Below are 26,808 nucleotides of genomic sequence, written 5' to 3'. Positions count from 1 at the left end.
TATTCATAAATATATGAAATTTCTCTTCAAAAAAGTTCATATAATCTATCTAAAATTATATTCAGTTAATATACTTTCCCTATTCTTAGTTTTATCATTAAAATATTCGTAGAAAGATAATCCTAAAAAACTTCCTGTAATATTGTAGACATTGTTATAACCCAAATTTTGGAGTGCTAATGTTGCATTATAGCTTCTTTGACCAGTTCTGCAGTGAAGATATACAGGCTTATCCTTAGGTATTTCATTTACTCTTTCTCTAAGCTCACTTAATGGTATATTTACAGCATTTTTAATATGACCATTTGCATATTCTCCTCTTTCTCTAACATCAATTATATAAGCATTATGTTCTACTAATCCTCTCACTAAATCCACATTAACTTGTTTAAAATCTCCATTTAAAAGATTAGAGCCCACATAACCTGCATAGTTAACTACATCTTTTGCTGTAGAAAATGGTGGTGCATAACATAATTCTAAATCTTTTAAATCTTCAATTGTCCCTCCAAATTTTATTGCTGTCGCCACTACATCTATTCTCTTTGTAACATCACCTTTTCCTATGGCCTGAGCACCTAAGATCTTTCCTGTTGGAACCTCAAATAGCAATTTAAAATGCATAGGTGCCGAACTTGGCATTATACCAACCTTATCACTTAGAATAACTCTTACAACCTCATATTTTATTTTCATGTTAAGAACATTTATAAGCGCTTCATTTAAACCTGTTGAGGCTCCATTATAATCGAAAACTTTAATTGCTGACGACCCAATGTATCCTTTGTTTAGAGCTTTTTTCCCATTTATATGATCAGCAACTGCTCTAGCCTGTTTTAGTGCTGGTCCCGCAAGAGATAATTTTGCTGCTGTATGAGTTAATGAATTATAAACTTCTATTACATCTCCAACTGCATATATATCCTTATCAGCAGTTCTATAATTCTGATCTACCTTTATTGAACCTGTTTCACCAATATCTATAGCTGCTTCTTTTGCGAGTGTAGTTTCTGGTGACACTCCTATAGCCATAACTACTACTTTAGAACTAATTTTTTTACCTGATGCTAAAATTACTGTATCCTTTTCAAACCTTTCAACTTTATCTTCAACTATTAAATTTATACCATGGTCATAAATTTCTTTATGTAATATTTGAACCATATCATAATCAAAAGGTCTTAGTATTTGATCTGTTCCTTCAATTAAAGCTACATTATAGCCTGCTTCCCTTAAATTTTCTGCTGCTTCAACTCCAATAAAACCTCCGCCAATAACAGCAATATCCTTTACATCTATAGACTTTATGTATTTATTTAACTTATCAATATCAACAACATTTCTTATTGTAAAAATATTAACTTCTTCAATTCCTGGAATATTTGGTACAATCGGCTTTGCACCTGGAGATAATATTAATTTATCATAACTTTCCTTATAACTTTCACCAGACACTAAATTTTTAACAATCACATATTTTTCTTCTTTGTTTATTGATAAAACTTCATTATTTACTTTAGCTTGAATATTATATTGAACTAGGAATTTTTCTGGGCTCATTAATACCAATTTGTCTGCTTCATCAATCAATCCACTTAAATGATATGGAAGTGAGCAATTTGAAAAAGATACATGAGGCCCCTTTTCAAACATAACAATTTCATCTTCTTCACTTAGCCTTCTTAATCTTGCAGCTGCAGATGCCCCTCCCGCAACTCCACCTACAATTAAAATTTTTCTCTTCATAAATATTCCCTCCTACAATAGTAAATTATAATTGGATATTTTTTCACTATTATCCATTAACATCGATTTTATTATTATTATATACTTTTTTTAAAAATTTCATTGTGATTTAGTCACACAAATTATACCCCTTTAAAAGGAGCAGCTATGCTGCAATACGGAACTTTTCTGCAATTAGAATCATTAAAAAAAAGACCAGCTATCTTGAAGATTATTTTTTAATTTTGACTTGTTATTTATTTTCATGGCCTAATTTTTTCTAAAATAGTTGTTAAATGATAACTATTCTGTTATAATTTTTTTCAAGAAATAATAATTATTAAAGGAGATAATTTATGAATAAAGATAAACCTCAAAATTTAATTTTAAACATGGTTAACTTTTACACTTTATTTAGTGTTGAATTTATAGATCTAATACCAGACCTTACTAATTCAGAAATAACACCACTACTTTCAAGAATTTTAAATTTTATGCATTTTGAAGGCACAACTACAGCTACAAGAATAAGCAAGAAATTAAACATTACAATTCCAAATACTAGTAGAAGTATTACTACTTTAAATAAACTTGGTTATATAGTAAAAAAGCAGGATGAAAATGATAAAAGAGTCATCTATCTATCACTATCGGCTAAGGCTATTAACCTTATTCTATCTGTGGCAGGAGCAGGAGAAAGTGAATTTTTAGATAAATTTAAAGTTCTATCTGAAAATGAAATATTAGAACTTTCCCACTCCTTCTTAAGGCTTCAGGAATTACTAATTAAAATTCGTGATTTAAACTTACAAGATAATAAAAAGAAATCATAAAAACCAAAGTTAATCTTATAGAAACTACATATATTTAAGGAGATGATTCACTATGATGATTAAGTCTATAAAATCTAAACTAATTATATTAATAAGTATCTTATTACTTGTTGTAAGCACAGGTCTAGGAATTATTTCATATATTGATGCATCAAATGCTTTAGTGTCAAATATCGAAAAAACTCTACCTCAAATTGCAACCCAAGCCTCAAATACTGTTCAAGCATATTTAGATAATCAATTAAATTCTATGGAGGTTACTGCAAAAGTTGCTTCCTTAAGTAATGATAGTCAAGATAAGTTAATGACAATTTTAAAAGCTGAAGCTAAAAGGAATGGAAGCCTTAAGATGGGATATGCTGATGCTAATGGTAATATAACCTATACTGATGGTAGTCAAGGTAATATAAAGGATACTAATTATTTTAAAAAATCAATGGCTGGAGAAAATCTAGTTAATGATCCTACACCAAATGAACAAAAAAATGCACTTACAATGATATATTCAGTGCCAATTAAGGATGATAAATCTGTTGTTGGTGTATTAGTATCAATAAGAGATGGTATGGAACTTAGTAATTTAATTAAAAAAATATCATTTGGTAAAACTGGAAGTGCATATATGATTAATAGTCAAAGTAACAGTATTGCATTTAAAGATCCAAGTATGCCTTTAAGCCAATACAATTCAATTAAAGAAGCTGAAAAAGATCCATCTCTTAAAGCTATAGCTGAAATGCAAAAAAGAATGATTAATGGAGAGACAGGCTTAAGTTCATACACTTATGGTGGAAAAGAATCTTATGGTGGTTTTGCACCAATAGAAAAAGAGAAATGGTCTGTAGTTGTTATTTTAGAAAAAAGTGAACTTTTATCTGAGCTTGATTCCTTAAAAATTTCTACAACATTAGGATCGGTATTTTTCTTAATTTTAGGGGTTATAATTATATATATTATTTCTCATCGATTATCTACAAGAATTAAGTATTCTTCAAATGCTCTAAATATTTTAGCTACTGGAGATTTTACTAATATGATAAGTGAAAAATATTTAAATTATAGCGATGAAATTGGCGATATGGCTAACTCTATGAATAAAATGCAGAATTCAATTAAGGATATGATAACAGTATCTAAAGATAGTTCATTTGTAATAGATGAAAATTCAAGTAACTTATCAAATATATCTAAAAATATGGTTCTATCTTCAGATAATGTTGCAAGCTCAATGCAAGAAGTCGCAAGTGGAATTAATGCTCAAGCTAATGATTTAGTAGAAATCACTGGGATTTTGAACAATTTCAGTAGTAAACTTGAAAACATAGTAGATAACATCAAAGATATAGATGAAAATACAATCTCAATGAACGAACTTGCAAATAATAGTAGTTCAAATATGAAACTATTAATGGATTCAATAAGTGGAATAAGCTCTTCTTTTAAAACTTTATCTGATAAAATACTTGCTTTTGGAATCAATATAAAAGAAGTAAATAGTATAGTCAACATAATAAATTCGATAGCAGATCAAACAAACTTATTAGCACTTAATGCATCAATAGAAGCTGCTATTGCTGGTGATGCAGGAAAGGGGTTTGCAGTTGTAGCAAATGAAGTTAAAGTTTTAGCAGAACAAACAAAAACATCTTCAGAAAATATTACTAAATTAATATCTGATATTTCTAAAGATACTATTATAATTACAGAAGATACTAATAATATGAATTCAGAACTTAATGGTCAAGTAAATATTATAAATGAAACAATGAACTCCTTTGAAAATATAATTGCTGCAATTAAAACTGTAATTCCAAAAGTACAGGCTGTGAATTTGTCAGCCGCAGAAGTAAATACTGAGAAAGAAGACATTTTAAACAAAGTCGAAGGCTTATCAGCTATTGCAGAAGAAATTTCAGCTTCTTCCGAAGAAATAACAGCATCTGCAGATGAAATGCATAACCTATCAAATGATGTGGCATCAACTGCAGTAACTTTAAATGACATGACAAAAAATCTAATTGATGAACAAGATAAATTCAAGATTAGTTAAAACAACAATCAATTTAAATTCTAAATGTTCAATTGTCAATGACAATTGAACATTTATACAATTATTTAATTATTTCCTACAGGTAACTTAAATTTAAATTTTGTTCTTATATTTGGTATACTTTCAACATCAAATTCACCATTATATTTTTTTACTATTATATCATGAGAAATACTTAGTCCAACGCCAGTAGCACTACCAACTTCTTTAGTTGTAAAAAATGGGTTAAATATTTTGCTTATAATATTATCTTCTATTCCTGGCCCATCATCACTTATTGTGCAACATACCATATTGTTTTCTCTATAAGTTTCTATAATTATTTCTCCATCAAATCTATTTTGACTGCTTATTGCTTGAAGTGAATTTGTAATCAAATTTAAAATAACTTGTCCAATCTGGCTCTTATTGCAAAATATATTAGGAATTCCTCCATAATTTTTCTTTATTATAGCTACTCTTTTCAAATCATTATTTAAAAGCAATACAGCTTCATCAATAATCATATTCAAGTCATTTAAGACCATTTCATCTTCAAATCCTGTTTTTGCAAAACTTTGAAGACTTCCTACTATCTTTGAAACACGGTCTACCCCATCAGTTGAATCTTTAATTATTTCTCCAATTTCACTTATAACAAAATCAATTTTCAATTGTTTCTCTATATCTCTTATTCGAGATATCTTTTCATTAATATCTCTATCTTCCACGAGCGTTTTTTGTTTACTAATAAACATTCTATATTCTTCAATCATGGTTTGTATTCTAGGAACAAATTTTGCCAAGGTTTCTAAATTACTACCAAGGTATCCTAATGGATTATTAATTTCGTGAGCAACTCCAGCTGCAAGTTCTCCAATTGCAGCCATTTTTTCTTTTTGAATAACATGAAATTGAGTATCCTTTAAAGTTTTATTAAGTTCCAAAAGTTCTTTATTCTGCTTTTTTATCCTATCAAACATTTCTTTTAACATTAATGCATTATTCCTTGTTTTTACAGCTGCTTTAAATCTAGCAAAAAACTCTATTTGATTTATTGGTTTATTTACATAATCATCTGCACCATTTTCAAAACAACTTTTAAAACTCTTACTATCAGTTAGTGATGTAAGCATAATAACTTGGATATTGTTATAATCTTGATTTTTTCTTATTTGCTTTAAAACATCAATTCCAGTCATTTTAGGCATTACAATATCTAAAAATACTATGTCAAAATTCTTTTCCTTCATCAATCCCTCAACTTCTATTGGGTCATTACAAAGAGTAACTTCACATTCTATTCCAGACTTTTGTATAAATTCATTTGCAACTGTAAGGTTAAATCTATCATCATCAACAACAAGTATTTTCATATTAAAACACTCCTTAACTACACATTTTAATCATAAAGATTTTTTCTTCATATCTATAGGTAGTGAAATAATAAATGTCGTACCTTCTCCTAAGATGCTGTCTACTTCTATAGATCCACAATGTTTTTTTACTATTATGTCATAGGAAATACTTAAGCCAAGACCTGTTCCAATTCCAATTGGCTTAGTTGTAAAGAAAGGATTAAAAATATTATTAAGATTTTCTTTTGAAATCCCAATTCCATTATCACTAATTTTACATTTTACATAATTATTTTCACAATAAGTGTGAATTTTAATTATGCCTTGAATCCCTTTTGTCTTAATTGCGTGTGCTGCATTTACTAATAAATTTAATATCACTTGATTAATTTCACCATTAATTGCCTTAATTATTGGGATTTCTTCAAGTTGTTTTTCAACTTGTGCATAATACTTTATTTCATTATTAGCAATTGTGAGAGTTGAGTTTATATTACTATTCAAATCACAATCTCCAAGCTTAGACGATGCTGCTCCTCTTGCAAATCCCAAAAGGCTCTTTACAATATTTTCAATTCTTCCAATTCCTTCTTCACTATCTAATACAATATCATCCATATCTTCAAAAACAAGTTTTAATTTATTTTTCTTTTTAAACTCAATAGCATCTTTAAAAATTTCCATATATATGTCTTCATAATGCTCTTCTAATTCTTTTTCCGCATCATTTGACAATTCTAAGAACTTTTTCACTTTATTTATATAGCTTTCCAATGTATTAATATTACTTTTAACAAACCCCAATGGATTGTTAATTTCATGTGCTATACCTGCTGAAAGTTGTCCAATTGTAGCCATTTTCTCTTGACTAGCTATTTGAGCTTTCATTTTTTCAATACTTTCAGCATACTCACAATTAGTTTTCTCCATCAAAGCCTTATCTTTTTCAAATTCCGTATAAGCAAAGTTAACCGACTCCAAAAAAGTTTTAAATGCTTCTGGAATCTCTTCTTCACCTACGTAATTTGCTAATTGCTCTTCTAATAATTTATGATAATCAGCCATTGGTAATACTCCTCTCCATAAATTTAATTGTCATGGTTTGGCTTTGAAAATTCAGTAACACTTTATGTAAACTTCAACTTCTCATTGCTAAAAAAAACAACCTATAATCATTTATTATTTCAAAATCCTATATTTAAGAGGATTGTCTTAATATTTTAATAACAATCCTCTTTATTACTAGAACAACTATCTAGTTACACACTTCATACTTATAATATCCCATGTAATTGTAAAATATCTTTAAGTTTTATCTCAAAACTCTTTTTTTCCATTCCTAATTCAGTGAATACATTTTCATTTAGATTCATATAGTTTTTTTCTCCAAGTGTATCCCAAGCATACCTTTCAGCAATATGTGTAACATATACAACTCTTTTATTGATGATATTTTCATCAAGAGGATTATGATGATACATTGTTGCTTCAATGATAGGAAAAGGCATATCCCATAGTTTTAACAAGTATCCCCCAATTTCCTGATGATTTGTACCAAAACATTTATTCTCCAATGCTATTAAATCACCTTTTTTATTATCAACTTCCTGTAAAATTTCTTCATATTTGTCATGAAAATTATACATCATAAAAGCCATGCCTATATTATTTAATAGACCTACATTCATCTCAGTTTCTGGAATTTTTTCATTCAAAAACTCTGTATATATATAACTAATAATTCTATTAGCTATAAATGATTGTTTCCATAAAGTCTTCAATAGTTCTTTTTCAGCTGATTCAAACCCCAAACTATCAATAAAAGCTGATGAAATCACTATATTTTTAAAATTATCTAATCCAAGAAATGCAACAGCTCTTCTAATTGATCCAGTTTTTACCGCATAATGTGAAGAATTTATAATATGTAGTAATTTCATCGCAATGGAATTATCACCTTCTAAAGCTTCTACTACTTTATTAACCCCTTGATTAGTTTCTATTTCATCAATGATTTTTTTATACAATTCTTTAATTGTTGGGAGTTCTTCTACACTCTTTATTAATTTAAGTACATTTTTATTATTTTTTAATGCATATTCTGTTTTGAACACATTATTTACAGTTTCAATAAGTGTAGTGTTTTCCCAAGGTTTTAAAATATATAATTTAGCTATGTTTTTTTGTAATGAATCAAATATAATTCTTTCCTCTGCAAACCCACTAAGAATTATACGCACTATATGTGGGAACCTCTTTTTAACCTCACTCAATAACTGATATCCATTCATATTAGGCATTCTCATATCACTTACTATTAAATCAATTTCTTCATTTTCAAGAATTTCCAATGCTTCCTTACCAGTTTCAGCTAATAATATCTCATAATCTGTATCCATGAAAAGTCTCTTAAATGATTTTAATATTTTAACCTCATCATCAACAAAAAGAATCCTCTTTTGCATTAAATCCCCTCCTATTATCCATAGCTTTATCAATGTTTATATATTATTTTACTTATTCTACACATAATTCTACTTTCCTTTTTTTATTTCTAAATAATACATATTTACTCCATATATTACATTAGAAATTTTAAGTTTATATATTTCAGCTTACTTATCAACCAGATCTATAATTAAAAAGAGCATCATAAATAATTCTACTTACCAGTGATGCCCTAATTCCTATTAATATTTTCACTATTTTCTAATAAGTAACTATTTTACGACTTCATAATATTTAAATCATCGCATAACCAAATTTAGTTGTTATTGATATGTTTGAATAACACTTCTGAATTTGAAGAAATATGTTCTATGGTAGCTGATACCTCTTCCAAAGATGCAGCTTGTGTAGTAGATATTTCTCCCAGCTCATTTATTGTATCGATTATTTCCTTCATACTATCACTCATGTCAGCAAGTGCTGCTGAAATTTTCTTAGAAGATTCTCCACTATCTAAAGCTAATTTTCTCATTTCACCAGCAACAACTGAAAAACCCTTTCCATACTCACCAGCTCTAGAAGATTCAATAGCAGCATTTAATCCAAGAAGATTTGATTGCTTAGCAATACTTTCAATTAGGGTTACAGCTTGACTACTTTCGTCTATTAACTTTTCTGTAGCTTTCGTATTATCAACCATATAATTTAATTTTTCAGATAGCTTCACAGCACTACTAGCAATTTCTGAAACTGTGGAATTTGTTTCTTTTAGTGAATTATTCAATTCTTCTGTAGATGACAGAATATTCCTATATTCTTCTGTATTAGTATTAATACCTAGCATCCCAACTACTTCGCTTTTTTCATTTAAAATTGGGATTATTATTGACTTTGTATCTACACCATGAATTTCTTTTTTCAATAAAGTATTTAACACTTTTTTGTTTTTGAATACAACTTCTTCAATTCCAGACTTTTTAAGTATCTCCCTGTCTAATATTTTACCCTTTTCTGTAGCTGCTTTTGTTTCTGTCCCATCTGAACTATATAAACATGTCTCCTTATCACAAATTACAATGGCAGATTTTTCATCAAATATTTTCTTTATTACTGGTGCTACTTCAATCATAGATTCTAAAACTTTCTCCATTTCTATACCCCTCCATACTTTATGATTGCTCATAAATATTATTTCATTTGATTACTGTTAATATATTTATTATATCATAATTTTCAAAATATTTAATATATTTCATCTATTGATAAATGTTTAATATTATAAAATTATGGTATTTTTAAGTTGGAATAACCTATTATTAGTGATAAAATACCATTATGGTAATATAATGGTTTACAAGCCAAATAAGAGCAAAACGAATATAGGGGGACGTCTAAATGATAAATAAAAAATTAAGCAAAACTTTAGGGCCAATTCTTGGTATTATGGGCTTCATGCTAGCAATTGGAGTAATGGAATCACCAGTTTTCGCAGACACTTCCACTACTTCACAAATTAGTAATGTAACAACTCAAGCAGCTGTCACTTCTACACAAAATAATGATTATTATATAAATATTAACAAAGTTGTAACCCAAAATGGTATTAAAGTTACTTTAGATAAAGCTTTAGCAAGTAAGCATAACATAAAAGCAATAATTAAAATTGAAAGTGATAAGCCTTTTGATAAATCAAGCTATAGCGATTCCATTTATGAGTTAACCTATGATAACGATTTTGATTGTCGTAGCGATAATGTTTCAAAAAAATATATTGATGACAAGACAATGATTATAACCCTAGAAAAAGATAATTATAAAAATGAATATTCTCCAAAAGGAAATATTAGAGTTGATGTTGCCCTCTCAAAGTATAAGGTGAACATCGGAATCGAATCTCCTGTCGATTTTACAGATTCCTTTAAAAATGTATTTGAGAAAAAGATATCAGGTAAAATACCTGGCTTTAATTATACTTTAAATTCTATTGAAGCTGATGTTATTGGTACAAAGATTAATTATACTGAACCTAAATGGGATGAGGCTAAAAGTTCTAACGAGGATTCTATTTGGAATTCAATAATGCTATTAAAATTAGGTGATAAGTATTACAAAATTGATTCAAATGGTAACTATTCAGGATCTAGTGATACTCTAATGGGAAATTATAAAACTAATCTTGCAACCTATGATTTGGTTAAAGATGAAAAAAATATTAGTATAATACCTTTAATTTCTTATATGACAACGGATGATTTTAAAGATGTAGATAAAAATTCTCATGATTTAGATTCAACAACTACTAAAGATAAAAAAAACAATGTAAATTATCCAAAAGATTATAAGTTCTCTGATGAAACAAAGGGTGAAATATACAAAATAGAACGAACTAATGGACTTTTAAAAGTCTATTTAAAAGGTTCGTCTGAAAAAGAAAGCTTACTTATGGCTAATAGTATGTTTATACATTATACCTACGCAAAAGATGAAAAAAATCATACCTATATTAATAATAACGATATTGTTTTATACAAAGATTCAAATGAAGCATTAGGTTACATTGTAGAAATTAAAGATCCCGAAAAAGATAGAGAATTAAATATAAATTTAGATGATAGTATAAGACTTATTGATAAATATAAATTAGAAAATGAAATTAAGCTTACTGATTAATATTCATTATTTATCATTTACCTTTCTAGATAAAAATTAACACATTAAACTACTAAAAGCGAGGAGATTATATGATTAATAAGAAAATAAATAAATTATTAAGTTCCGTTTTAGGAATTGCTTTAACTATTGGATTTACACAAATGCCAGTTCTTGCTGCAGAAAATACACAAACTACTTCTGTTTTCAGTGCAACTTCAAACTTATCGGCTAATAAAAACTATATTGTAGGTAGTAACAACAGCTACGAAAAAAATGGACTAAAAATATCAATAGATAGTGCTATAGCAACAAAACATAAATTAAAGGTAGTAATTTTAATAAAAGGCCAGACTCCTATTAGTGATCAAATTAGTAAATTTGCCGATATTATATTGTCCTATGGAAATAATAAATCTAATAGAAGCAGTACATCCTATAGAAATATTGATGACAATACCTTTATGATTACTATGCAAAAAGATACCGATAAAGATGTCTTCCCTGAAAAAGGGCCATTAAGAGTAGATATTGTAATACCTCAATATAAGATTAATGCAGGAATAGAAACAAATGTTGATTTTACTGAATCGTTTAAAAACACAATTGAAAAAGATTTATCTATTAATATTCCAGAAATTGATTCTACAATTAAAAAATTAGAATCTAATGCATTAGGAACACAAATTACCTACAGCACACATGAACTTGATTCAAAAGATGATCTTAAGGAATTTTCACAAGTCGAAAATGCAAGATTAATCTTAAAAGCTGGCAGTAATATTTATGAATTGCTTCCTTCTGGTGGCTCTTCAGTTGATGGAGACAAGCATGATTATATAGGTACCTGTAATGCACAAGCCGCAACTTACGATAAAATAAAAAATCAAAATGGCTTAAGTGTATTGCCAATACTTTGTACTATGACAGATGATGAAAGAGAACAGATTTATAATGATTTAAATAAAAGTAAGGATAACAAGCATGATCAACTTAGTAAAGATATGACTGATAAAGTAAATTACACTAAATTCTTTACCTTTAACGATGGAACTGAAGGAGAAATTTACAATATTGACAGAACTGATAATAACTTAAAGGTTTATTGTAAAGGTGCAAATGAATTAGAAAGCTTACTCTTGGCAAGCACTATGCATATTCATTATAACTTGGATGAAGCACTAAAGACTCATGATTATTATCGTGGTAATAGTCAAATCAATATTTCTAAAGATCCGAAAGATTCCCTTGGATATATTGTAGCATTTAATGATGTAGATAAAGATAAAACTATAGAAGTAACTAATGAGCAAATGATTAAATACGTTGATAAATATAAGCTTGGAACCGAAGTACAATTAACTAAATAATACAAAAAGGCACTACGAAAACAAATTATTTGTAGTGCCTTTATAAGGAGGACGTATAAATGATTAATAAAAAATTAAGCAAAATTTTAGGTCCAGTTTTAGGTATTATAGGCTTCATGATGACAGTTGGAGTGATGGAATCATCAGTTTTTGCTGATACTTCTATAACTTCACAGATTAGTAATGTTACAACTCAGGCCGCTGTCACATATACACAAAACAAAGATTATTTTGTAAACATCAACAAAATTGCAAGTCAAAATGGTATTAAAGTTACTTTAGATAAAGCTTTAGCCACTAAACACAGCATAAAAGCAATAATAAAAATTGAAAGTACTACACCTTTTGACACTTCAAGTCATACTGATTCAATTTTTGCCTTAACATATAGCAATGATTTTAATTGTCGTACACGTGATATTTCAAGAAAATACATTAATAACAAAACTATGCTTATTACTCTAGAAAAAGATAATTACAAAGATGAATATCCATCAGCTGGGAATTTAAGAGTTGATATTGCCCTACCAGAACATAAAGTTAACCTTGGAATTGATGCACCTGTTGATTTTACAGATTCTTTTAAAAATGTCTTCGAACAAAAAGTTTCAGGCAAAATCCCAGAATTTAATTATACCTTAAATGAACTTGATGTTGATAATATTGGTTTAAGAGTTAATTACACTGAACCAAAAAGGGATGATTCAACTGACTATAGAGAAAATTCAATTTGGAATTCAATAATGCTATTAAAATTAGGTGATAAGTATTATAAAATCGACTCAAATGGTAACTACTCTACAGGTGGTGACATATTAATGGGTAATTATAAAACTAATTTAGTAACTTATGATATGGTTAAAGATGAAAAAAATATAAGTATCTTACCTATAATCTCTTATATTACAGAAAATGATTTTGACTATATTAATAAAATTTCTCAAGATCAAACTTCTACAACCACTAAAGATACCAAAAATAATGTAAACTATCCTAAAGACTATACTTTCTCTGATGGAACCAAAGGAGAAATATACAAAATAGAACGAAATAATGGACTTTTTAAAATCCATTTGAAGGGCGCATCTGAAAAAGAAAGCTTACTTATGGCAAGCAATATTTTTGCACATTATGCCTATGTAAAAGGTGAGAATAATGCTACCTATATTAATGGTAATGAGATTACTTTGTACAAAGATCCAAATGAAGCTTTAGGCTATATTGTAGAACTTAAAGATCCTGACAAAGACAGAGAACTGAATATAAATTTAGATGATAATATTATCCTTATAGATAAATATAAAATAGAAAATGAAATTAAGCTTACAGATTAATGATTATTAATTTATGAAAAATACCTTTAAGCTTTGTAATAAAAATAAATACATTAAATTATTAAAAGTGAGGCGATAATATGATTAATAGAAAAATAATTAAATTATTAAGTTCTGTCTTAGGAATAGCTTTAACGATTGGAATTTTAGAAATGCCTACTTTAGCAGCTGATAATGTACAAGCAACTTCTACTTATAATACTACTTCAACTTTAACAACTGATAAAAACTATATTGTTGGCACTGGCGGCAATTATGAAAAAAATGGAGTAAGAATATCAATAGATAGTGTAAAAGCAACTAAACACAAATTACAAGTAGAAGTTTCAATAAAATGTCCAACCCCAATGGATGATCATCACATGGATGAATTTGCAGATATTATTATGTCCTATGGAAATAATAAGTCTTCTAGAGGTAGTACATCATATGAAAATATTGATGGTAAAACACTAAAAATTACGTTTGAAAAAGATACAAGGAAAGATTACTTACCTGAAAAAGGTATATTGAGAATTGATGTTGTAATTCCTAAATACAAAATTAATGCGGGAATAGAAACTAATGTTGATTTTTCTGATTCCTTTAAGAATTCATTTGAAAAAGCTCTATCAATCGATGTACCAGATGCTAATTTTACAATTAAAAATTTAGAAACTAATATGTTAGGAACAGAGATTACCTATAGTACACCTGAAAATCAATCTAAAGATGATAAGTATAGATTTTCACCTGCAGATACTACAAATTTGATTTTAAAAGCCGGTAATAATTTTTATGAATTACGTCATTCTGGCTATTCATCAGGAGGAGATATAAATAGTCGTATTATAACTGGCACTTGTGATGCTGAAGCTGCAACTTATGATAAATTGAAAACTCAAAGTAATTTAAGTATAATACCAATAATCTCGACTATAACTGAGGATCAAAGGGAACAAATTTACAAAGATTTAAATAAAAACATTAAACATGATCAACTCAGTAAGAATGTTACTGATAAAGTTGATTATACTAAATTTATTACTTTTAGCGATAAAACTGAAGGAGAAATCTATAATATCAATAGAACAGATACTACTTTAAAGGTTTATTGCAAAGGCGCAAATGAATTAGAAAGTCTGCTTTTAGCAAGTAATATGAATATGTATTACAACTTTGACCAAACAGAAAATGTTCATGATTATTATCGTGGTAATAGACAAATTGATATTTCTAAAGACCCTAAAGATGCTCTTGGCTATATTGTTGAATTCAATAATGTTGACAAGGATAAAACTGTAGAAGTAAATTTTGATCCTATAGTAAAATTTATTGATAAATATAAATTAGGAACTGAAATACAAATAAATAAATAATAAGATTATGCCCTACAAATATTATGCTAAAAGCACATTATTTATAGGGCATTTCGTTATGAATTATAACTATTAATTTTCTTTACAAATTATTTCGTTCTGACTTTTAGTTTCTGTTTTTACAAAGGATAAAATTATTATTGTAATTATAATACATAAAGTCCCTAACCACTGCTCTATTCCAAGCTGTTCATGTAACCACAATACACCTAGCAGAGCTGCTGACAAAGGTTCAGCTGAAGATAATATACTTGATTCTGTTGGTTTAATGTACTTTAAGCTTTCTAAAAAGCAGGTAAAAGCAATTAAAGTCCCAAAAATTATTACAAATACAACTGCTAATATGGATTCAATTGACCATTTTCCTTCATAATTCCAAGGTTGATGAATAAAGCTAAAAGCTATTCCCCCTACTAACATTCCCCATCCAACAATTAAAATTGATCCCCACTTTTCAAGAAGCTTACGTGGTTGTACAGTATAAAAAGCTGCTCCAAAGGCAGAACTTATTCCCCAAAAGAAAGCTGGCTTAGAAATAGCTATAGTAGTAAGATTTCCTTTTGTAATAATAAGAAATGTACCTAACATAGCTAAAAGAATAGCAATTAACTCTTGAAGTTTTGGCATCTTTTTACTACCGAAAGCCAAATAGCAAGTAATTATAACTGGAGATAAATATTGAAGTATTGTCGCAGTTGCAGCATTTCCATATTTTATTGCTGCAAAATATGTATATTGGACGCCTACCATGCCCATTATTCCAAATAATAAGAGATTCACTCTGTCATTTTTCACCTTCCATATTTCCAGAATATCTCTATTTCCTTTTATATAAGAAACCATCAATAAAATTATTCCAGAAGCTAGTAAGCGAATAACAACAAGCCATTCTGGACTAAAATCCTTTTTCTGAAATAAATATTGAGCAACTGTACCAGACACGCCCCACAACATTGCACCTATGATTACAAGGATAATTCCTTTTAATCTCAATTTATAATTCACTAGATTTCCACTCACTTTCCATAGAAATATTATAAACATAAAATTTTCTTACTAAAATGCTTGTAGTAACTTACAAATATCGTCTATAATAATTGCAAATATATTGATTTATATTATAAAATCTATATTAATTTTATTATTACATTAACGGGTTTACAATTAATATATTATCAAAAATTATAACTATATTAGCGAGGATATTAATATGCAGGCAACAAGAATAGAAGTTAACGATAAATTACAAGAAACAGTAAAGCATGGTTCTTACGATTTTCCACTAGCTGTTTACACAGATAAATTTAATCTCTTCGAAGATGGCTATATCAGATGGCATTGGCATAAAGAGCTTCAATTTTCTTATTCCCTTTTAGAAAAAGTAGTTGTTTTTATTGAAAATGAAAAAATAATCTTATCTCCTGGAGAAGGAATTTTTATAAATTCAAATATACTACACCAAATTAAACCTTATGATAACAACAATTGTATTATGTTTTCTATTGATTTTGATCAAACTTTAATTGGTGGAAGTGAAAAATCATTAATTGAAAAAAGATATATCACTCCTTTAATTGAAAGCAAAAATTTAAAATATATTTATTTAACGCCTAATATTCATTGGCAAAAAAATATTTTAGATCAATTAAAATTAGTATTTGACTTATCTCATGAAAAAACCTATGCTTATGAATTAGAAATAAAAAGTCATTTAAGCATTGTTTGGCTTAATTTAATTAAAGAACTAAAAGATAAAATTCACATATCACCTTCTTTTATATCGTATGATAACGAACGAGTAAAACTCGCTTTAGAATATCTACATAAACATTATTCAGAAGACATCTTTCTTGATAATATTGCTTCAGCAGCTAATATAAGTAAAAGTGAATGCTGTCGCTGTTTTAAAAGAATTCTAAAAATTACCCCTTTTGAGTATCTAATGGAATATAGAATTTTAATGGCCGCTGAATTACTACTAAAAAGTGATAAACCAATTTCCCAAATAGCATTTGAAGTTGGCTTTAATGGAATAAGCTACTTTGGGAAAATATTTAAAAAATATAGAAACTGTACCCCTTCAGAGTACAGAGAAAGATATTAAATCGTCAATATTGTTTTAATTGTTTCTAATGATATAATATATATATCCTGATGATAGCTCAACTATCATCTTGTATTTGCATTGGAGGATAATATATGGAAAATATAAACCTTAAAGATGAATATTTTATCAAAGGAAATGATGTTGGCTGCCTGCTAATACACGGATTTACCTCAACACCAGCTGAACTAAGGGAATTAGGTGAAAATCTTATAGGCGAAGGCTATACCGTTTATGGTATGAGGCTTGCAGGTCATGGTACAACTGTAGAGGATTTTGAAAATTCAACACATTCTCATTGGATTGACTCTGTTCTCCAAGCCTATAATAAACTCAAGACTTCTTGCAGTAAAATATATGTAATTGGACATTCTATGGGGGGTGTTTTATCTTTAATCCTTGGCGAAAACTACCATGTTGATAGGCTTGTATTGTTAGCACCGGCTCTAATGACTAAAGATAAAAGAGCTATTTTTATTCCATTATTAAAACATTTTATGAAATATACTGAGTGGCCTCCAAGTGAACGACCTGAAGAGGAAACAAAATATTTATTAGGTTACAATAAAATACCTTTAGCATGTGTTCATGAATTAAGTAAGCTTCAAAAAATCGCCCGAACTGATTTAAATAAGATTGATAAGCCTTTGCTAATAATTCATTCAGAAAAGGATAATTCAATTAATGAAAAAGGCATTGAAGTAATAAAGGAAAATGTAGCTTCAAAACAAATTAAAGATGTATGTCTAACAAAATGTGGACATAATATAACAATAGAATGCGAAAAAGAAACAGTATTTGAGGAAGTAGTCAAATTTCTTAAATAGCAAAAGTTTATTTAAACTTTAAAAGTCCCAGTAAGTTTATTCCATAAAAACTTTACTGGGATTAATATTTTATTGATATATTTATTCTAAATTTTCAACAACATCAGATGCATTAAAGGTCTTCTTTAAAAGTCCCTTCTTTGTAAGCCAATCAATATTATCCTGCCAAACCTTTGTATCTTGTGATAAAAATTTAGCATCTTTAGTTTCCATAACAGGAATTAAAGTTTTGAAGCTCTTCTTTTCTACATTTTCGCTAAGTGGAAAATTTTCTGCATTTTGGTTTTTCATTAATATCTTAAGGACTTCATCTGGATTAGCTTTCATATCTTCAAAGCCTTTCCTTGAAGCTTTTAAAAATCTCTTTATTTTATCTGAATTTTTATCAAGGTTGTTTTCTCCTGCAACAAAAACTAATTCATAGTAGTTTGGCACACCATAATCTGCTGGTGAAAAATAATTCATTTGAAACCCTTGTTCCTCTAAAGCAGGAAGTTCATGATTGATAAAACCACCAATAGTTGCATCTACATTTCCTGTTGTCATTGAATTCATAATATCAAAACCTACATCTACTGTAGTAGCAGAATCTTTTTTAGCTCCTACATTTTCAAGCATTGTGCCAATAATAGCCTCAGATAGTTCTGTTCCAGCATAACCTATTTTCTTGCCAACAAGATCTTTAGGACTCTTAATATTCTTGTCTTTTAATGAAAGTACTATATTTAAAGGTGATTGAACTATAGTCCCTACTGCCTTTACTGGAATACCTTCATTACCTCTTGCCATTGCAACATCTTGTAAATAATAAATTCCCAGATCAGCTTTTCCTGCTGCTGTAAGCGCTATTGCATCATTAGTGTTTGAAGGAAATTGTATATTTACCTTTAAGCCCTCTTTTTCATAATATCCTTTTTCAATTGCATCATAAATAAATCCATGGACTGCATTAGGATACCAATCAAGTACAACACTTACCTCTTCAAGAGGTTTATTTTTATCTGCCTCCTGTTTATTTTCAGCCTTGTTACAACCTACTATTGTAAAAGCTGTTAAACATGACATAACTAATGCTAAAATTCTTTTTTTCATTTGTTAAATCTCCTTTCTCCATTTTGTCATTCTTTTTTCAATTATATTAATTATTGCAACAATAATCATTGCTGCTATTGAAAGCAATACAATAGGTGCAAAAACACCTGCACCGTCTAGCTGGCTCATCATTCTTTTGCTAAAATACCCTAACCCACTTTGTGCTCCAAGCCATTCAGCTATTGCTGCACCAATAATACTTAATGGCACTGCCATTTTTATTGCAGAAAAGAAGGCTGGAAGCGCTGTTGGTATTTTTAGCTTTATAAAAATATCCATTTTACTTGCACCATAAGTTATTAATAATTCTTCCATTTCTCTTTTAGTTGACTTAAAACCATCATAAACTGAAATTGTTATTGGAAAAAAAGTTATTAATATTGTTACCAAAACTTTTCCCCATATACTATATCCAAACCATAGTACAAATAAAGGTGCAATAGCTGTTGTTGGTATGGTTTGAGATGCTATTATAATTGGATATAAGGCATTTTCTATATTTTCATTCAAATCCATCACTATAGCCAAAGCCAATCCGAAAATTACAGAAATAAACAGTCCTAGAATCGTTACTCCCATTGTTGCTGGTAAATGTACCATAAATAAAGGTTCTCTAAGCAACCATAACTTTGCTAATATTTGTGTTGGTGACGGCAATATATAATGTGCATTTATGATAACAGCAATTCCTTGCCACATTCCAAGAATGACTAATATTACTATTATAGCTGGCAGGTTTTTCTTCATAATTTCACCTTCTGTCTAAGTCTTTCTATAAGGTCTTCTTTTAATTGCATAATTTCTGTTTTTTGCAGGAAGCTTCTGTTTCTAGGATATTCAAGAGGCACTTCAATTTTTTCTAAATGAGTTATTGGACTGTCATGAATTACAAATATAGCTTTAGAAAGAAAAATAGCTTCTTCAACATCATGAGTAATGAATAATATAGTTTTATTAAAATGCCTCCATTCTTCTAATAGCCATTCTTGCATTGAAATTTTTGTTAATGAATCCAAAGCACTAAATGGCTCATCTAATAAAAGCAACTCTGAACCAGTTAGTATAGTTCTTGCAAAAGCAACTCTTTGCTTCATTCCTCCAGATAAATCCTTAGGGTATTTATCTTTGTAATCTAATAAACCAACTTCCTTAAGCATATCTAAAATTCTTTTTTCTCTTTCATTCTTATTAATTTTTTGAAGTTCCATTGGCAGGGAAAGATTTTCTCCTATAGTCCTCCAAGGAAAAAGTAAATCCTTTTGAGGCATGTATGCACTATAATTTTTCATATTTTCTATAGAATTCCCATTAACAAATATCTTTCCACCTTGAATTTTTTCCAATCCATTTATTAACCTAAAGATGGTACTTTTACCGCAGCCACTGGCACCTATAATAGAAATAAATTCACCTTTTTCTATTGAGAATGATAAATCTTTTATCATTGTATAATCATCTTCTGGATATTTAAAAGTAACATTATTAAATTCAAGCATTGTTCTCATCTCCTTATATACGACAAAAAAGCCTTCCATCACAAGGATAGAAAGCTTGAACTATTTCTTATAAATTTATCATTTTTCAATGTAAACTTCTCATAATAGGCAAACTCACTTCCCTGCGTTGGTACTAACCACTTCAGGTTCAAAGGGTTAAGCTATTAAGCTCTCTCAGCGTTTTAATGCACCCCTAGTTTTGTTTCTTTCACGATTATATACTAAAATTCTGCATATGTAAATGTAATATTATTACTAAATTAATTATTTGATTGATCTTTTAAAATTTTAATTTGATTTAGATAGTTTAATATGTTTGTATAACAATCTGCTTTTTTCTGTATACTAAAGATAATTTCTTCTAATTCCTGATTTTCAGATTTTGACTTGTCAACTAATTTCACTAAATTGGTTGATATTTCCTTTATTCCTTCTAAATTATTAATTTGTGAAACTTGAACTTCCTGTAAATCTTTATGTACTTCTGCTTCGGCTTTAGCTATCCTATCTAATATAGTAGATGACGCTCCGATAACTCCACTGGTTTTATTTATTACATTAACTCCATCATTCGATTTACTCATTAATCTTTCCATAGACTGTGTTAAGTTTTTCAATGAAGTCATAATATCTTTTGCATTATCCTGAGTATCTAAAGAAAGTTTTTTTATTTCATTTGCAACAACTGAAAAACCTTTACCTACTTCGCCAACTCTAGCTGCTTCAATTGAAGCATTTAAAGAAAGCAAATTAGTTTGTCCAGCAATTCCAGTTATTATAGAGGCTAGTCCTTGAATACTATTATAATTAGTTTGAATTTCAGAAATTACTTCATTAAATTCATCAAATACAGATGAAATTGATTGAACTTGATTAATAATTTCATTAAAATCTTTTTTTGCCATATTAATTTCTTCTTTTGATTTATCAAGACTTAAAAATACTCCGTCCACTAATCGTTTTGTATTATCACTATTTTCAGATAAAGTTTTAAGATGTTCATTTACATGGTCCGTCTGTTCCGTTGTAACTTCTGAACCTTTTAAAATGCTATCCAACCCATATGTTATACTTCCTTCTTCATTAACTAAAACATCAATATTCCTTTGAATTTGATTTGCTAAATCAAAAATTTCATTTGTATATCCAAATTCTTTTTCTTCTACTTTATTTAATTCAGCAGCATTAATATTAGAATCAATTTTGTCCGTATTATTGTCTTTACCTAAAAAATTAAACATATTTTCCTCTCTCCTTTTATTCCACAATTAACATTACCATTGTTTGATTTGCATGAGCTTTATAATATTGTTCTCCATAACTAATAAATCCAGTAGTATTAGAACAACAAGATATAATCTCTTTATCAATGTTTTTCCAAAGTTTTTCTTCTTTAAATTTTAAACTTCTTAAAATGCAATGCACAGAAAATATGAAGCTAGGTTTAAAAGGCAGTCTTCCTAAAGTCCTTTTTACTTGTTCATCTGGGTCAATAGGTTTTAAAACTTCTACAAAAGTATTTGGTATAACCTGACAATAAAAAGTAATAGACTTATCAGCATTTACCTTCATTGGTGATGCAATAACAACATCATCTTTATATATTTTTCCTAATGGATTATTCATAAACATGTTAGGTAAGTTTTCTTCTCTTACACCTAGCACTCTTGCATATTCTATACTTGCTGGAACCTTATTAAAAGTTTTTACAGTTCTATTTATAGTATCTGCAGCTGTTACCAATAATCTCTTTCCACTCGGCTCATAAATATTTTCTTTTATTAAACTTGTCCTTCTTTGAGTATTATAAAATATTGCAACACTATGAACCTTTTTACCTCCAATATAAATAAAGGTCTCTTTAAATTTCAGATTATCTCCAGCACTTCCACCAATAATTTTAAAATTATCATCAGCAAAATAAAAAGTTGTAATAATACTCTCTTCCATCCCTGTTAATCCATCACATAATAATAATGCAAATGCATTACTATTATTTTTAACTTTGCTATACGCTTCTTTTAACTTTGAAACACTTTTTATTGGTGGATAAAGTATTTCTACAACTTCAGCCTGATCGAGTTCATATTCAAAACCCGAAATAATTCCTTCCTCATATCCATTCTTCCCATATTCTCCAGCAGTAGAACAAAGCACAACATTTGCTTTAACCATCTTTGATAATTCTAATACTTTTTCAACATTTGAAAATAAAACATATCCCTTATCATTATTTTTCCTTATAGCATCTAATGCTTCCTGTATACTGGTAAAAACTAGTGATTTCATAAAAACACCTCTAATAACTTTATTGATTACCTATTTTTTACAATAGTTTATATTATACAAAAAACTTCACTTTTGCATAAAAAATCCTCTCTTAATCTATTATAATATTTTTTTCTAGTTTTTATATAAAAATTTAACTTCAATTTAATATTTTTTTACTTATATTATAGAATTTTCATTTAATCTAGCTTCTGATAATTTAATCAATTCACTTTTCTTATTTAATTCTGGATTTGCAATAACTTCGTTTAATAGATATTTTAACGTTTCTCCAATTTCTTTTCCTTTATTAAATCCCAAGGCAATAAGCTCTTCACCATTAATTTTTAAATCTTTCACTGAAAAGCATTCTCTTTCTTTAATAATTATGTTTAGCTTCTCATCTACTTCAAGCAAGTTCTTTTCAGTATCTTTAAAATATTTAGGATTTTGTGCTAGAGCATCTGCCCATTTAACTCTTAATAAATCTCTAAATAATTCTTCTCCTATTTTATTTAGCATTCTCTTTATTGAAACCTTACTTTTTAGAGTGCAATCATGGTATTCTATCAAAGTTAGAATCTTATTAGTCGTATTATTGTCATACTTTAAAGTGCCAAGTATTTTTTCTGCAATTTTTAATGACTCCCTAGGGTGAGCATAAAAATGTGAAATTCCTTTCTCATCTGTAGTTTTAGTAACTACTTTTCCTAGGTCATGCAAAAGCATGGTTAATCTTAAGTGAATAATTGGTTCAATAGCTTCTGTAGCTAAAAGTGTATGTTCATATAAATCATAGCTATGATACGGATTATTTTGATCAAAGTCATAAATACTGCTTATACCTTCAATAATATATTCAAAAGTTTCAGTATCTTTTAATAACTGAAGTTTTCTAGGATTATAAACTATTGTTTTATTAAATTCCTCTCTTATTCTTTCTTTGGAAATTTTTCTCAAATTATCTTTAAGGCCTTTTATTGCTTCTAATACATTATAATTAATCTCAAAATTCAATTGAGCGGAAAATCTTATTGCTCTAAGCATCCTTAAAGCATCTTCTTCAAATCTTTTTTTTGCCTCTCCTACTGTATTTATAATTTTACTATTTAAATCCTTAACTCCATTAAAGTAATCAATAAGTCCATCTCTTTCATTGTAGGCCATTGCATTTATAGTAAAATCTCTTCTTGCCAAATCTTCTTTTAAGGAGTTTACAAACTTCACTTCTTTAGGACGTCTATTATCCTCATATTCACCATCAGTCCTATAAGTTGTTATTTCATAATTTTCTTTATTAATAATAACAGTAACAGTTCCATGTTTTAACCCTGTCAAAATGACTTTATCAAATAAGTTTATAACTTCCTCAGGTTTTGCTTTGGTTGTTATATCCCAATCCTTAGGTTCTCTATTTAAAATACTATCTCTAACACATCCCCCTACAACATATGCTTCATATCCATTCATCATTAATGTATTAATAATATATTTTACATTTTCAGGCATATTAATTTCTATGTTCACAACTTCCTCTCCATTCTCTTACTAATTAATAAGCTGCTCTCAATTTTATGAGAGCAGCTTATTAATTAATTTCATTTTTTATTCGTCAGCTACATTCTTACTATTATAAGAATATACGTTATATGTCTGCCAAATTTGCTCTAGATTACCAAAAATATCAGAGATATTTTCCTTTTCTCTCATTCCAACGGCAATAATCAATGCATTTATTACTGACATTGGAGCCACTAATGAATCTACAAACGATGCCATATTACTTTGTGCAATCAATGTATGATCTGCTTTAGATGCTAAAGGTGATAACAAACTATCTGTTAATGCAACTACCTTAGCACCTCTGTCTTGTGCAAATTCTAAAGCATCAATAGTCTTTGCAGCATACCTTGGAAAACCAATTCCTATAACTAAATCTCCGTCTCCAACATTAATCATTTGTTCAAAAACATCTGAAATACCATAACTAACTATCTTAACATTTTGCAAAATGATATTTAAATAAAATCCTAAGAATTCAGCTAAAGCAGTTGAACTTCTAAGTCCTATGATATAAATTCTTTTCGCTTCAAAAATATTTTTTACTACATCTTCAAAAGTATTTTCGTTTATTTTCTCTAAGGTTGCTCTTATATTTTCCATATCTGCCTTAAGCACACCTTTTAATGCATCACCATCAGTATAATAATCATTTCTAAGTTCTAGCCTTTGAACTGTTGTAAGCTTATTCTTTATTAACTCTTGCAAAGCCTTTTGTAATTTAGGGTATCCTGAGAATCCAAGCTCAATTGCAAATCTAACAACTGTTGACTCTGACACTCCTACTGATATTCCCAACTTTGCAGCTGTCATAAATGCAGCCTTATCATAATTCTTTAATATGTATTCAGCTATTAATTTTTGTCCTTTACTTAACCTAATGAATTTACCTTGAATTAATCTCATTAAGTCTTTGCTATTTTCGTTATTTAATTCATCCATATTGTGCCACCCTATTATCAAATTGTAATATCTTATTTTAATTTTAACATCTTATTTCTAAATGTTCAATAAATTACTCATATAATCAAATAAATACCAACTTAATGTCTATAAAGAATTTAGATATTCTACTTCATTTTCATTTAAAATTCTAAATTCTCCTCTTTTTAAATATCCAAGTTTTATATCTCCAATAGCTATTCTTTTTAATGACAACACTTCATGATTTAAGGCTGCACACATCTTTCTTATTTGTCTGTTTTTTCCCTCATGAATCGAAATTTCAACGGTTGATAAATCTTTTTCATAACTTAAGATTTTTAATTCAGCTGGAGCTGTAATATATCCGCCAATATCTATACCTATTTCAAATTTATTAATATCCTTTTCGCTTATTTCTCCTTGAACAACAGCTATATACTTTTTCTTAAGTTCCACTCTAGGATGTATTATTTTATTATATATTTCTCCATCATTAGTTAGTAGCAATAATCCAGAACTATCATAATCAAGTCTACCTATAGGATAAATACGCTCCTTAACTTTTACTATATCCAAAATTGTAGGCCTTCCCTTTTCATCTTTAACTGAACTTATATAACCTTCCGGCTTATTAAGCATTATATATACTTTATTCTCTTCCTTACTTATTACTTTTCCTTCATACTCTACCAAGTCTTTTGCAGGATCAATCTTAATTCCAACTTCACTTACCAATATGCCATTAACTTTTACTTTCCCAGCAAGTATTAGTTCTTCACATTTTCTTCTAGACGCTACTCCACAGCTAGCCATAAATTTTTGCAATCTTTCTTCCATAACTTTAATCACTCCATAAATCAAATATATTGTAATGGTTAATACCCCACAGGGTACCCTTTTAGGGCATCAATAATCAATTAAAGTAGATTTCCTTTGGAAATCTATATGTTTTGAACACTTCTTTTTACAATATATTATCTCTCAATCAAAATATATTTTCCATGTCAACATTTTAAATTATATCTTGTTAAACTATATAATACAACTTTCAAATCTTATTATTCATAAAATAATAGAAACGCTAAACTTCCTTAGCGTTTCTATCACTTAATAATAAGGCTACTTTATAGTTTTATACCTTAAGATTAATCAAATTACCAGAGAAATCCTCCACAGCCTGATCTTCCACCAAGGCATAAAATTAATAATATCCAAATCCAGCTGCCACCACAGCCGAATCCGCTTCCAAATCCTCCGCCGCAGCCGCCAAATCCGCCACCACAGCCTCCGCCGAAACCGCCGCATCCTCCCATATTATTTCCACAACCGCAACAACAATCGAAGCAGCTAGGTCTTGTATTGCAACAGCAAGAATTACACTTACAGCAGCAACAAGAATTAGAATGTTTTGACATGTTCACCATCTCCTATTC

The 26,808-nt window shown here is 28.6% G+C and carries 23 protein-coding genes and 1 riboswitch; of the genes, 8 read left to right on the top strand and 15 right to left on the bottom strand.

Annotated elements, in window-relative coordinates; translation table 11 throughout:
• Positions 1 to 45 precede the first annotated feature (45 nt).
• On the bottom strand, positions 46 to 1,746 hold the full coding sequence (locus L3B98_RS07065) for an FAD-dependent oxidoreductase (RefSeq protein WP_238916084.1): 1,701 nt from the start codon (positions 1,744 to 1,746) through the stop codon (positions 46 to 48).
• 335 nt (positions 1,747 to 2,081) lie between these two features.
• Here L3B98_RS07065 and L3B98_RS07060 point away from each other — a divergent pair, with 335 nt between their 5' ends.
• Both L3B98_RS07060 and L3B98_RS07055 read left to right on the top strand, forming a co-directional pair.
• Complete coding sequence (locus L3B98_RS07060) at positions 2,082 to 2,558, top strand: MarR family transcriptional regulator (protein WP_238916083.1); 477 nt, start codon at positions 2,082 to 2,084, stop codon at positions 2,556 to 2,558.
• A gap of 52 nt (positions 2,559 to 2,610) precedes the next feature.
• Positions 2,611 to 4,608, top strand: a complete 1,998-nt coding sequence (locus L3B98_RS07055) for a methyl-accepting chemotaxis protein (RefSeq protein ID WP_238916082.1) — start codon at positions 2,611 to 2,613, stop codon at positions 4,606 to 4,608.
• A 65-nt stretch (positions 4,609 to 4,673) separates the two neighbouring features.
• Here the strand turns inward: L3B98_RS07055 and L3B98_RS07050 are convergent, their stop codons facing one another.
• The 4 genes from L3B98_RS07050 to L3B98_RS07035 all read right to left on the bottom strand — a co-directional run bounded on the left by L3B98_RS07050 (position 4,674) and on the right by L3B98_RS07035 (position 9,543).
• On the bottom strand, positions 4,674 to 5,963 hold the full coding sequence (locus tag L3B98_RS07050) for a response regulator (RefSeq protein ID WP_238916081.1): 1,290 nt from the start codon (positions 5,961 to 5,963) through the stop codon (positions 4,674 to 4,676).
• Positions 5,964 to 5,993: 30 nt separating this feature from the next.
• Complete coding sequence (locus L3B98_RS07045) at positions 5,994 to 7,010, bottom strand: ATP-binding protein (RefSeq protein WP_015392939.1); 1,017 nt, start codon at positions 7,008 to 7,010, stop codon at positions 5,994 to 5,996.
• A gap of 209 nt (positions 7,011 to 7,219) precedes the next feature.
• Positions 7,220 to 8,410, bottom strand: coding sequence for an HDOD domain-containing protein (locus tag L3B98_RS07040; RefSeq protein ID WP_238916080.1), 1,191 nt, complete (start codon positions 8,408 to 8,410; stop codon positions 7,220 to 7,222).
• Positions 8,411 to 8,709: 299 nt separating this feature from the next.
• Positions 8,710 to 9,543 (bottom strand): methyl-accepting chemotaxis protein, encoded by an 834-nt coding sequence (locus L3B98_RS07035; RefSeq protein WP_015392937.1) that lies wholly within the window; start codon positions 9,541 to 9,543, stop codon positions 8,710 to 8,712.
• A 245-nt stretch (positions 9,544 to 9,788) separates the two neighbouring features.
• Between L3B98_RS07035 and L3B98_RS07030 the strand changes: the two genes are divergently transcribed.
• From L3B98_RS07030 to L3B98_RS07015, 4 genes are all read left to right on the top strand, one after another.
• On the top strand, positions 9,789 to 11,063 hold the full coding sequence (locus L3B98_RS07030; RefSeq protein WP_015392936.1) for a DUF4179 domain-containing protein: 1,275 nt from the start codon (positions 9,789 to 9,791) through the stop codon (positions 11,061 to 11,063).
• A 71-nt stretch (positions 11,064 to 11,134) separates the two neighbouring features.
• The gene (locus L3B98_RS07025; RefSeq protein WP_238916079.1) at positions 11,135 to 12,412 is read left to right on the top strand and encodes a hypothetical protein; all 1,278 of its coding nucleotides are present in this window, start codon (positions 11,135 to 11,137) and stop codon (positions 12,410 to 12,412) included.
• Between the two features lie 59 nt (positions 12,413 to 12,471).
• The gene (locus tag L3B98_RS07020) at positions 12,472 to 13,746 is read left to right on the top strand and encodes a DUF4179 domain-containing protein (protein WP_238916078.1); all 1,275 of its coding nucleotides are present in this window, start codon (positions 12,472 to 12,474) and stop codon (positions 13,744 to 13,746) included.
• An 80-nt stretch (positions 13,747 to 13,826) separates the two neighbouring features.
• The gene (locus L3B98_RS07015) at positions 13,827 to 15,104 is read left to right on the top strand and encodes a hypothetical protein (protein ID WP_238916077.1); all 1,278 of its coding nucleotides are present in this window, start codon (positions 13,827 to 13,829) and stop codon (positions 15,102 to 15,104) included.
• A 72-nt stretch (positions 15,105 to 15,176) separates the two neighbouring features.
• On the opposite strand, the gene L3B98_RS07010 is transcribed toward L3B98_RS07015, so the two are convergent.
• The gene (locus tag L3B98_RS07010) at positions 15,177 to 16,109 is read right to left on the bottom strand and encodes an EamA family transporter (RefSeq protein WP_238916076.1); all 933 of its coding nucleotides are present in this window, start codon (positions 16,107 to 16,109) and stop codon (positions 15,177 to 15,179) included.
• 205 nt (positions 16,110 to 16,314) lie between these two features.
• Here L3B98_RS07010 and L3B98_RS07005 point away from each other — a divergent pair, with 205 nt between their 5' ends.
• Together L3B98_RS07005 and L3B98_RS07000 are read left to right on the top strand one after the other, a co-directional pair.
• On the top strand, positions 16,315 to 17,208 hold the full coding sequence (locus L3B98_RS07005) for an AraC family transcriptional regulator (protein ID WP_077362959.1): 894 nt from the start codon (positions 16,315 to 16,317) through the stop codon (positions 17,206 to 17,208).
• A 95-nt stretch (positions 17,209 to 17,303) separates the two neighbouring features.
• Complete coding sequence (locus L3B98_RS07000; RefSeq protein WP_077362957.1) at positions 17,304 to 18,035, top strand: alpha/beta fold hydrolase; 732 nt, start codon at positions 17,304 to 17,306, stop codon at positions 18,033 to 18,035.
• A gap of 81 nt (positions 18,036 to 18,116) precedes the next feature.
• Here the strand turns inward: L3B98_RS07000 and L3B98_RS06995 are convergent, their stop codons facing one another.
• The 9 genes from L3B98_RS06995 to L3B98_RS06955 all read right to left on the bottom strand — a co-directional run bounded on the left by L3B98_RS06995 (position 18,117) and on the right by L3B98_RS06955 (position 26,790).
• The gene (locus tag L3B98_RS06995) at positions 18,117 to 19,127 is read right to left on the bottom strand and encodes an ABC transporter substrate-binding protein (RefSeq protein WP_077362955.1); all 1,011 of its coding nucleotides are present in this window, start codon (positions 19,125 to 19,127) and stop codon (positions 18,117 to 18,119) included.
• 3 nt (positions 19,128 to 19,130) lie between these two features.
• Positions 19,131 to 19,874: an ABC transporter permease gene (locus L3B98_RS06990; RefSeq protein WP_015392928.1), complete on the bottom strand. Its 744-nt coding sequence runs from the start codon at positions 19,872 to 19,874 to the stop codon at positions 19,131 to 19,133.
• Positions 19,871 to 20,623: an ABC transporter ATP-binding protein gene (locus tag L3B98_RS06985; protein ID WP_077362951.1), complete on the bottom strand. Its 753-nt coding sequence runs from the start codon at positions 20,621 to 20,623 to the stop codon at positions 19,871 to 19,873. Before L3B98_RS06985 ends, L3B98_RS06990 begins: the two co-directional genes overlap by 4 nt.
• A 102-nt stretch (positions 20,624 to 20,725) precedes the next feature.
• A riboswitch (TPP riboswitch) is annotated at positions 20,726 to 20,828 on the bottom strand.
• 55 nt (positions 20,829 to 20,883) lie between these two features.
• Positions 20,884 to 21,864, bottom strand: a complete 981-nt coding sequence (locus tag L3B98_RS06980) for a methyl-accepting chemotaxis protein (protein ID WP_077362949.1) — start codon at positions 21,862 to 21,864, stop codon at positions 20,884 to 20,886.
• A 16-nt stretch (positions 21,865 to 21,880) separates the two neighbouring features.
• A complete protein-coding gene (locus tag L3B98_RS06975) occupies positions 21,881 to 22,912 on the bottom strand; it encodes an FIST N-terminal domain-containing protein (protein ID WP_238916075.1) in 1,032 nt (343 codons plus the stop codon).
• A 159-nt stretch (positions 22,913 to 23,071) separates the two neighbouring features.
• Positions 23,072 to 24,418 (bottom strand): CCA tRNA nucleotidyltransferase, encoded by a 1,347-nt coding sequence (locus tag L3B98_RS06970; protein WP_238916074.1) that lies wholly within the window; start codon positions 24,416 to 24,418, stop codon positions 23,072 to 23,074.
• 78 nt (positions 24,419 to 24,496) lie between these two features.
• Entirely contained in the window at positions 24,497 to 25,393 is an 897-nt protein-coding gene (locus L3B98_RS06965; RefSeq protein WP_015392923.1) for a MurR/RpiR family transcriptional regulator, read from the bottom strand.
• Between the two features lie 108 nt (positions 25,394 to 25,501).
• On the bottom strand, positions 25,502 to 26,212 hold the full coding sequence (locus tag L3B98_RS06960; RefSeq protein ID WP_238916073.1) for a pseudouridine synthase: 711 nt from the start codon (positions 26,210 to 26,212) through the stop codon (positions 25,502 to 25,504).
• A gap of 317 nt (positions 26,213 to 26,529) precedes the next feature.
• Positions 26,530 to 26,790 carry a hypothetical protein gene (locus L3B98_RS06955; RefSeq protein WP_015392921.1) on the bottom strand — a complete coding sequence of 87 codons (261 nt, stop codon included), beginning with the start codon at positions 26,788 to 26,790 and terminating at the stop codon, positions 26,530 to 26,532.
• Positions 26,791 to 26,808 lie beyond the last annotated feature (18 nt).

The organism is Clostridium sp. YIM B02555 (assembly GCF_022320955.1).
In the GTDB taxonomy this organism is placed as follows: domain Bacteria; phylum Bacillota; class Clostridia; order Clostridiales; family Clostridiaceae; genus Clostridium; species Clostridium saccharoperbutylacetonicum.
Note: the sequence above shows the minus strand (reverse complement) of the source record. Positions and strands in the feature narration are given on the sequence as shown.

What these genes read in the sequence shown, in the direction of transcription:
- L3B98_RS07045 (WP_015392939.1), bottom strand. Translation starts at nt 7,010, where the DNA reads ATGGCTGATTATCATAAATTATTAGAAGAGCAATTAGCAAATTACGTA.
- L3B98_RS06960 (WP_238916073.1), bottom strand. Translation starts at nt 26,212, where the DNA reads ATGGAAGAAAGATTGCAAAAATTTATGGCTAGCTGTGGAGTAGCGTCT.
- L3B98_RS07025 (WP_238916079.1), top strand. Translation starts at nt 11,135, where the DNA reads ATGATTAATAAGAAAATAAATAAATTATTAAGTTCCGTTTTAGGAATT.
- L3B98_RS07005 (WP_077362959.1), top strand. Translation starts at nt 16,315, where the DNA reads ATGCAGGCAACAAGAATAGAAGTTAACGATAAATTACAAGAAACAGTA.
- L3B98_RS06975 (WP_238916075.1), bottom strand. Translation starts at nt 22,912, where the DNA reads ATGAAATCACTAGTTTTTACCAGTATACAGGAAGCATTAGATGCTATA.
- L3B98_RS07020 (WP_238916078.1), top strand. Translation starts at nt 12,472, where the DNA reads ATGATTAATAAAAAATTAAGCAAAATTTTAGGTCCAGTTTTAGGTATT.
- L3B98_RS07000 (WP_077362957.1), top strand. Translation starts at nt 17,304, where the DNA reads ATGGAAAATATAAACCTTAAAGATGAATATTTTATCAAAGGAAATGAT.
- L3B98_RS07060 (WP_238916083.1), top strand. Translation starts at nt 2,082, where the DNA reads ATGAATAAAGATAAACCTCAAAATTTAATTTTAAACATGGTTAACTTT.
- L3B98_RS06955 (WP_015392921.1), bottom strand. Translation starts at nt 26,790, where the DNA reads ATGTCAAAACATTCTAATTCTTGTTGCTGCTGTAAGTGTAATTCTTGC.
- L3B98_RS07055 (WP_238916082.1), top strand. Translation starts at nt 2,611, where the DNA reads ATGATGATTAAGTCTATAAAATCTAAACTAATTATATTAATAAGTATC.
- L3B98_RS06995 (WP_077362955.1), bottom strand. Translation starts at nt 19,127, where the DNA reads ATGAAAAAAAGAATTTTAGCATTAGTTATGTCATGTTTAACAGCTTTT.
- L3B98_RS07035 (WP_015392937.1), bottom strand. Translation starts at nt 9,543, where the DNA reads ATGGAGAAAGTTTTAGAATCTATGATTGAAGTAGCACCAGTAATAAAG.
- L3B98_RS07030 (WP_015392936.1), top strand. Translation starts at nt 9,789, where the DNA reads ATGATAAATAAAAAATTAAGCAAAACTTTAGGGCCAATTCTTGGTATT.
- L3B98_RS07015 (WP_238916077.1), top strand. Translation starts at nt 13,827, where the DNA reads ATGATTAATAGAAAAATAATTAAATTATTAAGTTCTGTCTTAGGAATA.
- L3B98_RS07050 (WP_238916081.1), bottom strand. Translation starts at nt 5,963, where the DNA reads ATGAAAATACTTGTTGTTGATGATGATAGATTTAACCTTACAGTTGCA.
- L3B98_RS07065 (WP_238916084.1), bottom strand. Translation starts at nt 1,746, where the DNA reads ATGAAGAGAAAAATTTTAATTGTAGGTGGAGTTGCGGGAGGGGCATCT.
- L3B98_RS06990 (WP_015392928.1), bottom strand. Translation starts at nt 19,874, where the DNA reads ATGAAGAAAAACCTGCCAGCTATAATAGTAATATTAGTCATTCTTGGA.
- L3B98_RS07040 (WP_238916080.1), bottom strand. Translation starts at nt 8,410, where the DNA reads ATGCAAAAGAGGATTCTTTTTGTTGATGATGAGGTTAAAATATTAAAA.
- L3B98_RS06985 (WP_077362951.1), bottom strand. Translation starts at nt 20,623, where the DNA reads ATGCTTGAATTTAATAATGTTACTTTTAAATATCCAGAAGATGATTAT.
- L3B98_RS06980 (WP_077362949.1), bottom strand. Translation starts at nt 21,864, where the DNA reads ATGTTTAATTTTTTAGGTAAAGACAATAATACGGACAAAATTGATTCT.
- L3B98_RS06965 (WP_015392923.1), bottom strand. Translation starts at nt 25,393, where the DNA reads ATGGATGAATTAAATAACGAAAATAGCAAAGACTTAATGAGATTAATT.